Below are 6,033 nucleotides of genomic sequence, written 5' to 3' on the forward strand. Positions count from 1 at the left end.
CACCCTCCACACCCCACCGACGCCGTGGCGGCCCGCGATCCGGGCGCCACGGCCGTCGTGGGTCAGCGCAGAGAAGTCCGGCACGAGCGCCGCGGCGCAGTCCGGCACAGCAGAAGGGCCCGCCCACCGATGGACACGGGGAACGAGCAGCAGAACGGGACGCCGGCCGCCACCGACGCCACCACGACCAGGAGCACGGTCAGCCGGCGCGCCGTCATCGGCTGGGCCGGCGCGGGCGTCGCGCTCGGCGCCGCCGCCGTCGGCTCGGTCGCCGCGGCCACCCGGCAGGACGACGCCGTCCCGGCCGCCGCCCAGGTCGGCGCCGAGGTGCCGTTCTACGGTGAGCACCAGGCGGGCGTCTCCACGCCCGTCCAGGACCGGCTGCACTTCGCCGCCTTCGACGTCTCCGAGAAGGCCACCAGGGAGTCCCTGGTCAAGCTGCTCAAGGAGTGGACCAAGGCGGCCGCCGCGATGACCGGCGGCCGCGAGGTCGGCACCGGCGCCGTGCCCGGCTCGGCGGAGGCGCCGCCGGACGACACCGGCGAGGCCCTCGGCCTGCCCGCCTCCAGGCTCACCCTGACCATCGGTTTCGGGCCGAGCCTGTTCGAGAAGTCCGGCCCGGACGGAACCACGGTCGACCGCTTCGGCCTCCAGGCCAAGCGCCCCGAGGCCCTGATCGACCTGCCGAACTTCAAGGGCGACAAGCTCGACCCCGCCCGCAGCGGCGGCGACCTCTGCGTCCAGGCCTGCGCCGACGACCCGCAGGTCGCCGTGCACGCGATCCGCAACCTGGCCCGGATCGGCATGGGGACCGTCAACATCCGCTGGTCGCAGCTCGGTTTCGGCAAGACCTCCTCGACCACTCCGGACCAGCAGACCCCGCGCAACCTGATGGGGTTCAAGGACGGCACCCACAACATCGCGGGCACCGACACCGGGAAGCTGTCCGACCACGTCTGGGCCGCCCCCGGCGACGGCCCGGAGTGGATGACCGGCGGCTCCTACCTGGTCGCCCGGCGGATCCGGATGCACGTCGAGACCTGGGACCGCGCCTCGCTCAAGGACCAGGAGGACACCTTCGGCCGTACCAAGGGCGAGGGCGCCCCGTACGGCAAGGTCAAGGAGCACGACGACCCCGACCTCAAGGCGATGCCCGCGGACTCGCACGTCGCGCTCGCCCACCCGGACGCCAACAGCGGCCTGATGATCCTGCGCCGCGGCTTCTCCTTCACCGACGGCACCGACGGCCTCGGCCGCCTGGACGCGGGGCTGTTCTTCCTCGCCTACCAGCGCGACACCCGCAAGGCCTTCGTCCCGCTCCAGCAGAAGCTCGCGGCGAGCGACAAGCTCAACGAGTACATCCAGCACGTCGGTTCCGCGCACTTCGCCTGCCCGGCGGGCGTGCGCAAGCCGGGGGAGTGGTGGGGCCAGGCCCTCTTCGGCTGACCCCTCCCCCTCCCCCCGTACCACCTCTCGACCCCCACCCAGGAGCCCGCGTGTTCGGCAACTACCTGATCGGCCTGCGCGAAGGCCTCGAAGCCAGCCTGGTCGTCTGCATCCTGATCGCCTACCTGGTCAAGACCGGCCGCAAGGACAAGCTGCCGCCGGTGTGGATCGGCGTCGCCTCGGCCGTGGGGCTCTCCATGGTCTTCGGCGCGGTCCTCCAGTTCGGCTCCTCGCAGCTCACCTTCGAGGCCCAGGAGGCGCTCGGCGGCACGCTGTCGATCATCTCGGTCGGTCTGGTGACCTGGATGGTCTTCTGGATGCGGCGCACCGCCCGGCACCTGAAGACCGAGCTGCACGGCAAGCTGGACGCGGCGATCGCGATGGGCACCACCGCGCTGGTGGTCACCGCCTTCCTGGCCGTCGGCCGCGAGGGCCTGGAGACCGCGCTGTTCATCTGGACGGCCGTGCAGGCCACCGAGGACGGCTGGAACCCGCTGGTCGGCGCCGCGCTCGGCCTGCTCACCTCGGTGGTGCTCGGCTGGCTGTTCTACCGGGGCGCGCTGAAGATCAACCTGGCCAAGTTCTTCACCTGGACCGGCGCGATGCTGGTCGTGGTCGCGGCCGGCGTCCTCGCCTACGGCGTGCACGACCTCCAGGAGGCCGGCTGGCTGCCCGGTCTGCACACCGTGGCCTTCGACATCTCCAGCACCATCCCGAAGGACAGCTGGTACGGCACCCTGCTGAAGGGCGTGTTCAACTTCCAGCCGGACCCGACGGTGCTCCAGATCGTGGTCTGGCTGCTCTACCTGGTGCCCACGCTGGCCGTGTTCTTCAACCTCATCGGCGGCGGCCGGGCCAAGCCCGCCCAGCCGGTGGCCGCCAAGCCGGCCGCCTGACCCGGCGGTTCGTCACCGCCGAGCCGGCCGCCTGACCGACCGGTTCCGCCGTCACCGCCCCGCCCGGCACTCGCCGGGCGGGGCGGTTTCGTATGAATGAGGCCGTCTTGGCGGGAAACCGGACAGGAAGGTACGGAAAGCGGTCACCTCGGGCGAACACGTGCCCCAGTGGAACCGTTCTGCCACGATCTTCGTACCAGGAGTGACAGCTCCTTGCCCTCGACCGACCCACCCATGGGGGGACCATGACCGTTCGCAGGCCCGCCGGATTAGCCGCAGTCGCCCTCGCCGCGACCGTACTGCTGACCGGGTGCGACGACGTGAAGTACACCGACGACAAACCGGGGGACCCGAAGGCGAACGCGACCGGGGCCGGCGTCCCCGCCGACCCGATGGCCGGCCAGGCGGCCGGATCGCGCTGCAAGGGCGACGAGATCAGCGCCACCGTGCAGGTCAAGGGCGTGGGCTCGGCGATGGTGACGATCAGGAACACGAGCGGCCGCAACTGCACCCTCTACGGGTACCCGGGCTTCGGCGGCCTGCGCGCCGACAACAGCGCGGACCCGCTCGCGGCCGGCCGCGAGGCGCACCCGGGGCCGCCGGTGCTGGTGACCCTGAAGCCCGGCAAGTCCGGCTACGCGGGCCTCAGGTGGAGCGCCTGCGAGAAGTCGGACACCGGCTGCCACGTGCTCACCGGCCTCCAGGTCACCGCGCCGGACGAGACCGCGCCGGTCACCGCCGAGGTGCTCGGCACCGACGGCAGGCCGGTCGGCGAGCTGCTGGTCTCCGCCGCCGGGCTGACCACCGGGACCCTGCAGCCGAACGGCGAGAAGGTGCTGTTCGGCTGACGCCGCCCGGCCGGTGCCGCCGCGGAGAGGCCCGTGCCGCCGCCGACCCGTGACGCGCCGGAGCCCCCGGGGCGGTTCCTGCGAACCGCCCCGGGGGCTCCGTGTTCCGTACTCCCGGACCGCTACTGGCTCTTGATCGAGTCCAGGATGTCCAGCTTCGCCGCCCGGTGGGCCGGCCAGAGCGCGGCCAGCAGGCCGATCACGGCGGCCGCGAGCAGGAAGGAGACGATCTGCACCGGCGGGACGACGGTGCTGATGCCCTTGAGGCTGTCCGCCAGCGTGCGCACGCCCGCCCAGGCGACCAGGATGCCGAGGCCGACACCCACCAGCCCGCCGAACAGTGCGATCAGCAGCGACTCCAGCCGGATCATCCGGCGGATGCCGAGCCGGTCCAGGCCGATCGCCCGCAGCATGCCGATCTCCCGGCGGCGCTCGAACACCGACATCGCCATGGTGTTGACCACGCCGAGCACCGCGATGACCACGGACATGCCGAGCAGGCCGTACATCATGTTCAGGATCCCGGTGATCATCTGGCGGCTCTCCGCCTTGATCTCCTTCTCGCCCTTGACCGCGATCAGCGGGTTGCCGCCGGTCGCGTCGCGCAGCGCCTGCTTCAGCTTCTCGGTCGCGCCGTCGGCACCCTTGACCAGGACCTTGTCCAGACCGGAGCCGGGCAGCGCGTGCGGGCCGACGACGGCCTCGGGGGCGACGACGTTGGCCAGTGCGCTGTTGGCCTCCAGGATGCCGCCGACGGTCAGCGAGCCCTTGGCGCCGTCCGGGTAGGTGACGGCGAGGGTGTCGCCGACCTTGTAGCCGGCCTTCTCGGCGCGGCCCGAACTGACCAGCAGCTTGCCCTGCTTGAGGGCGTCCGCGGAGCCCTCCTTGATCTTGATGGTGGCCAGCTGGTCGATGGTCGCGGCGTCCACCGCGGTCAGCCACTCGCTGTCCTCCCGGTCCTGGCCGATGTCGACCGGGACACCGCGCTCCGCACTGATCGCGGTGACGCCGGGCGCCTTGGCGAGCTGGGCGGCGACCTCGGGGGAGAGCGACGAGAAGTTCTGCATCGCGACCGTGTAGTCGGCCTTGAGGTCGGTCGCGGTGGCCTTGTCCACGGCCTGGTTGACGGAGGCGCCGATCACCGTCAGCGAGGTGATCAGGGTGACGCCGATGGTCAGCGCAGAGGCAGTGGCGGCGGTGCGGCGCGGGTTGCGGACCGCGTTCTCCTGGGCCAGCTTGCCCGGGGTGCCGTACACGGCCCGCAGCAGCGGGGCGAGCAGCGCGATCAGCGGCTTGGACAGCAGCGGGGTCAGCACGAACACGCCGATCAGCAGCGAACCGGCGCCGAGGCCGACCAGCTTGACCTCCTTGCCGCCCACACCGGCCGCCAGCGCGGCGGCGCCGGCCAGCGAGAACAGCAGGCCGATGGTGTTGCGGACCACCAGGCCCTTGTGGGTGGCGGGCTGCTCGGCCGAGCTCATCGCGGCCACCGGGGCGATCCGGGAGGCGCGGCGGGCGGGCAGCCAGGCGGCCAGGACGGTCACCAGGACGCCGACCGCGATCGCGGCGATCACGGTGCCCGGGGCGACGATCAGCGGGCCGTCCGGCAGGTTGGCCTCCATCGGGCCGTTGAGCAGGGACTTGAGCCCGACGGCGATCCCGATGCCGGCCAGCAGACCGGACACCGACGCGGTCAGGCCGATCAGCAGCGCCTCGATCAGCACCGAGCGGGTGATCTGGCGGCGGGTGGCGCCGACGGCGCGCAGCAGGGCCAGCTCCTTCGTCCGCTGGGCGACCAGCATGGTGAAGGTGTTGGCGATGATGAAGACGCCGACGAACAGCGCGATGCCCGCGAAGGCCAGCAGGAAGGTGCTCAGGAACTTGGTGCCCTGCTTGATCATCCGGTCCTGCTCGTCGGCGAGCTCGCGGCCGGTCTTCGCCTCGATCGTGTCGCCCTGCGGGACGGTCTGCTTGACGGCGGTGAGCAGCGCGGCGTCGTCGGTGCCCGGCTCGGCCCTGACGTCCAGTTCGGCGAAGCGCCCCGGGGTGAGGTAGAGCTGCTGGGCGGTGGCGGTGTCGAAGGCGGCCAGCGAGCCGCCGGCCATCACGCGCGGGTCGTTGGTGCGCACGGTGCCGGTGAGCTTGAGCTGCATCACCGGGCCGTTGACCGCGACCCGGACGGTGTCGCCGACCTTGTAGCCGCCCTTGTCGGCGGTCTTGGCGTCCAGCGCGATCTCGGTGGCGTCCTTCGGGCCGCGGCCCTCGACCAGCGGGTAGCGCGGGTCGGTGCCGTCGGCGCCCGGCACGAAGTTGGTGCCGGTGGTGGAGAAGCCGTTGCCGATCAGCGCGCCCTTCTTGTCGGCGATGCCGGCGAAGCCGCTGACCACGCCGCGGACTTCGGCGGTGCCCGGCAGCGCGGCGACCTTCTGCCTGGTCTCCTCGGTGAGGGTCGGGCCGTTGCCGGCTTGGCCGCGGTGGCCGCCGAAGGTGCTGCCGGCGGCCTCCTGGTCGCTGACCGTGACGGCGATGTCGGAGTAGCTCTTGGAGTTCTGGGTCCTGAGCGCGTTGCCGACGGTGTCGGAGAAGACCAGGGTGCCGGCCACGAAGGCGGTGCCGAGCATGACGGCCAGTACCGTCATCAGCAGTCGGCCCTTGTGGGCGAGCACATTGCGCAGTGCGGTGCGGAACATGGGGAGGTGTCAGTCCTGGGAGTACTCGGGGACGGGTGGCGTTTCGGGGCAGGGACTCAGCTGGTGCGGCCCTTGGCGTCGAAGCGGCGCATGCGGTCCAGGACGGTGTCGGCGGTGGGGTGGTGGAGTTCGTCGACGATGCGGCCGTCGGCG

The 6,033-nt window shown here is 71.9% G+C and carries 4 protein-coding genes and 1 pseudogene; 3 read left to right on the forward strand and 2 right to left on the reverse strand.

Features of this window, described 5'->3' with window-relative positions:
* The first annotated feature begins 129 nt into the window (after nt 1-129).
* From efeB to ACIQOW_RS38620, 3 genes are all read left to right on the forward strand, one after another.
* Nucleotides 130-1,446 carry an iron uptake transporter deferrochelatase/peroxidase subunit gene (efeB, locus tag ACIQOW_RS38610; protein ID WP_401092513.1) on the forward strand — a complete coding sequence of 439 codons (1,317 nt, stop codon included), beginning with the start codon at nt 130-132 and terminating at the stop codon, nt 1,444-1,446.
* Between the two features lie 50 nt (nt 1,447-1,496).
* Nucleotides 1,497-2,342, forward strand: a complete 846-nt coding sequence (efeU, locus tag ACIQOW_RS38615; RefSeq protein WP_401092514.1) for an iron uptake transporter permease EfeU — start codon at nt 1,497-1,499, stop codon at nt 2,340-2,342.
* Between the two features lie 245 nt (nt 2,343-2,587).
* The gene (locus tag ACIQOW_RS38620; protein WP_401092515.1) at nt 2,588-3,190 is read left to right on the forward strand and encodes a DUF4232 domain-containing protein; all 603 of its coding nucleotides are present in this window, start codon (nt 2,588-2,590) and stop codon (nt 3,188-3,190) included.
* A gap of 122 nt (nt 3,191-3,312) precedes the next feature.
* On the opposite strand, the gene ACIQOW_RS38625 is transcribed toward ACIQOW_RS38620, so the two are convergent.
* Together ACIQOW_RS38625 and ACIQOW_RS38630 are read right to left on the reverse strand one after the other, a co-directional pair.
* Nucleotides 3,313-5,880, reverse strand: coding sequence for an ABC transporter permease (locus ACIQOW_RS38625; protein WP_401092516.1), 2,568 nt, complete (start codon nt 5,878-5,880; stop codon nt 3,313-3,315).
* A 56-nt stretch (nt 5,881-5,936) separates the two neighbouring features.
* Nucleotides 5,937-6,033 (reverse strand): annotated as a pseudogene (locus ACIQOW_RS38630) (ABC transporter ATP-binding protein); the annotation flags it as partial.

It is taken from the genome of Kitasatospora sp. NPDC091335, assembly GCF_044757205.1.
GTDB lineage: Bacteria > Actinomycetota > Actinomycetes > Streptomycetales > Streptomycetaceae > Kitasatospora.

Coding starts and splice junctions, on each gene's coding strand:
- efeB (WP_401092513.1), top strand. CDS start 130: ATGGACACGGGGAACGAGCAGCAGAACGGGACGCCGGCCGCCACCGAC.
- ACIQOW_RS38620 (WP_401092515.1), top strand. CDS start 2,588: ATGACCGTTCGCAGGCCCGCCGGATTAGCCGCAGTCGCCCTCGCCGCG.
- ACIQOW_RS38625 (WP_401092516.1), bottom strand. CDS start 5,880: ATGTTCCGCACCGCACTGCGCAATGTGCTCGCCCACAAGGGCCGACTG.